This window comes from Butyricicoccus sp. AM78-15b2TA (assembly GCF_027665985.1).
Lineage (GTDB): Bacteria > Bacillota > Clostridia > Oscillospirales > Butyricicoccaceae > Agathobaculum > Agathobaculum butyriciproducens.
Genome location: NZ_JAQEHY010000049.1, coordinates 1 through 2,733, shown reverse-complemented (window position 1 = coordinate 2,733; position 2,733 = coordinate 1). Strand labels below are relative to the sequence as shown.

Sequence of the window (2,733 nt, the reverse complement as noted above, 5' to 3'; positions counted from 1 at the left end):
TGCGTGAGGAAATCCCACGCTCATTGACCGTCTTTTCCAGCTCTGCGCTTGGCATACGCTTTCCGTCTGCAAGCAGTTCCAGAATGAGCATTTGCGCCTGTGCGGTCTTGCTTTCGGTCTTGGTGTTGTCTGCCCCGGCAAGAAGCTCGTCAGCGGTAATGTCATAAGCCCCTATCCACTCAAAGCCTTTCTCGTCTCCCAGAGAAAAGGCAAGGGACTGTCCGGGCGGCGCAAGGGAGCTTTTCTCATGGATAAGTACCCTTGTTGTGGGGCTGTCCTTCAGCTTGCCGATAAAGAGCAGACTGCGGACTGCCGCCGTAATGTCGATAGACCCTAATCCCCGGTAGGTGCTTTGCGTTCCTGCGGCTTTGTTGAGGTGTCCGATCAGCACGATAGCGCACCCGGTAGCCTGTGCAATGTCTCCCAGACTGCGGAATATCGGGCGCACCTCGTTTGCTCTGTTCATGTCCACATCTGCGCCCAGAAACGCCTGTACCGGGTCAATGATAACCAGCCTTGCGTTGTTTTCCCGGATTGCCCTTGCTATGCGTTTATCGGCAAGGGTCAGTGGTGTGTCTCTATCGTCAATGACAAGCACTTTTTCAAGGTCTGCGTCTGCTTCCATCAGCCGGGGCTTGACGGTATCGCCCAGACCGTCCTCTGCGGTCTGGTAGATGATGTTGAAAGGCTCAAGGGTCTCCATACCGGGTAAAGGCTTTCGGTTGGTGCAAGCCGCCGCAAGACGCATGGCAAAGTAGGTCTTTCCCTCGCCGGGGTTGCCCTGTATGATCGTCAGCTTTCCAAAGGGGATATACGGAAACCATAGCCAATCCACGCTCGTCAGCTCCACATCTGCCATACGGAGCATGGGGACAGGCTGGGCGGTGGGCAGCTCTCACAGCGTGATTGTCTCGGCTATGAATTTGCGGCTGGGAATGTCCCCTTGCTGACGGAGAACATCGTTCCAGGCTTTCCTTGCCGGGACAAGGCGAATGACGGCGATCTCGCCGGGAATGTCCTGTGCCAGCCGGGTGCAGGCTTCACTTCCTGCGGTGTCGCTGTCAAGGCAGAGGAACACTTTTCGGGTGTCCTTGCGTTCAGAAAGGAAACGGTCAAGGGCTTTGCCTGAAACGCCGCCCAGGGCAAGGTAGCTCCTTGTCCGCCAGTCCTGCGGATAAAGGCAGATAAAGGACAAAAGGTCAATCGGTGCTTCAAAGACAAAGAGCTGGTTGCCGTTTCCCTCATAGCGGAACGGATAGGACTTGTCAGACCCGGCAATGTCCTGTCTGAATGGGTCTGCCGTTCCTCGCACATGGGCGTATCTCGGCGTACCGCTTCGGTCTCTGCCGACAAACACAACATTGTGCCGCTTTGCGTCCTCGTAAATATCCCCGGAAAGAAGAAAATCCTCAACAAGCGTTTTGTTGAGACCTCGGCTTTCGCAAAGATATTGAATTGCTCTGTCGGCTGTTCTGTTGTGCAAGGGCAAGTGGAACGCTGTGGGCGGTGCTGTGGTGGCTTCGGTCTGTCCCTCGCCGTTTTCGCCTGTCAACATCTGGACAGCTTCGGGAAAGGACTTGCCGTAAAACTCCATGACAAAATCAATGGGATAGCCGCCCTTGCTCTGGCTGTGGCGAAACCACTTGTTTCCCCGGACGGTCAGGCTGTCATGTTCTTTCCAGCGGTATTCTCGTCCGCTTTTGATAAGCGTCTCTCCCTGTGTGCGGAGAAAATCTTCCAGACTGACGGCATTTGCCCGGTCAATCTGTGCTTGGGTGTAATTCATCGGGATAGTTCCTCCTTTTTCTGTCGTGTTTGGGGTCGATTTTGGAGCTTTTGTTCCTCTGTGCGCTCGTTAAATCGGGCGGCAGTACCTACGCATGACTTAACCTTCCAAAGGCGATGTAAATCGTCTCTGACGGTCTTAAACTCGCCATAGGTGGTGTTGTGCGCCTGTTCCAGCTCGTCATACTCTTCGGTCAGCTTTTTCATATCCACCTTGCCGTCCGGGAACTCCCCGGTCAGCTTTCGTCTGGCGGCGTAGAACTGTTTCAGTTCCGCTTCATGCTCTGCCTTGTACTTGGCTCTGGGCTTCTCAAACTTGATTTTCTGCAAGCCGTCATAGACAGGCTTCAAGCTCTGGAAAGCAGCAGAGCTGTCATAGAGCTGCTTAATTGCTTTCATTCGGGCGGTCTGTTCGTCCAGCGTTTTCTTCAAGCTCTCTGTGGCAGCACTGTGTTCGCTGACACGGCTTTCCAAATCTTCAAGAGTGTAAATGCCGTTTGCCCGGAGATAATTGAAAGTCTCGTTCATCTCCTTTAGGTTGCTGATTTTGCCTTTCTGGGAATAAGCCCCGGCTTTGCGCTGGGTGTAGTAGGCGTTCAGCAGAGAAACAAGGTCGGGGGTCTGCGGCTTGGCAAGCTCTGCTTTTGCTTCGGCAATCCAATCAAACAGGAGAGTGATTTTCTTCTTGATGTCCCGGATAACGGCATTGGTGGCTTTGATCCAGCGGTTGAACTCTCCCTTTTCGGTGCGTATGCCTTTCTTCTCCATTGCCCGGACGGTTGCGCCCTCGTGGATAGTGGGAAGAAGCTCCACGCCCTGACGCTCATAGCTCCGGTGGTCGATACGAACATCAATACCTTTTTCCGCAAACTTGGCATTGCATAGCTCCGCCCATGCTTCACGCCAATGTTCCAGCGTTTCGGGACTGCCCCAGTCGGTAGTGGGAAC

At 54.0% G+C, this 2,733-nt stretch carries 1 protein-coding gene and 1 pseudogene; both read right to left on the bottom strand.

Annotated features, from left to right (window positions below; genetic code table 11):
- Nucleotides 1–1,786: pseudogene (locus PGS25_RS15495) on the bottom strand (AAA family ATPase); the annotation flags it as partial.
- Nucleotides 1,783–2,733, bottom strand: a 951-nt coding sequence (locus PGS25_RS15490; protein ID WP_270419412.1) for a MobA/MobL family protein, incomplete at its 5' end; no start/stop codon positions are given. The pseudogene PGS25_RS15495 and the gene PGS25_RS15490, both read right to left, overlap by 4 nt.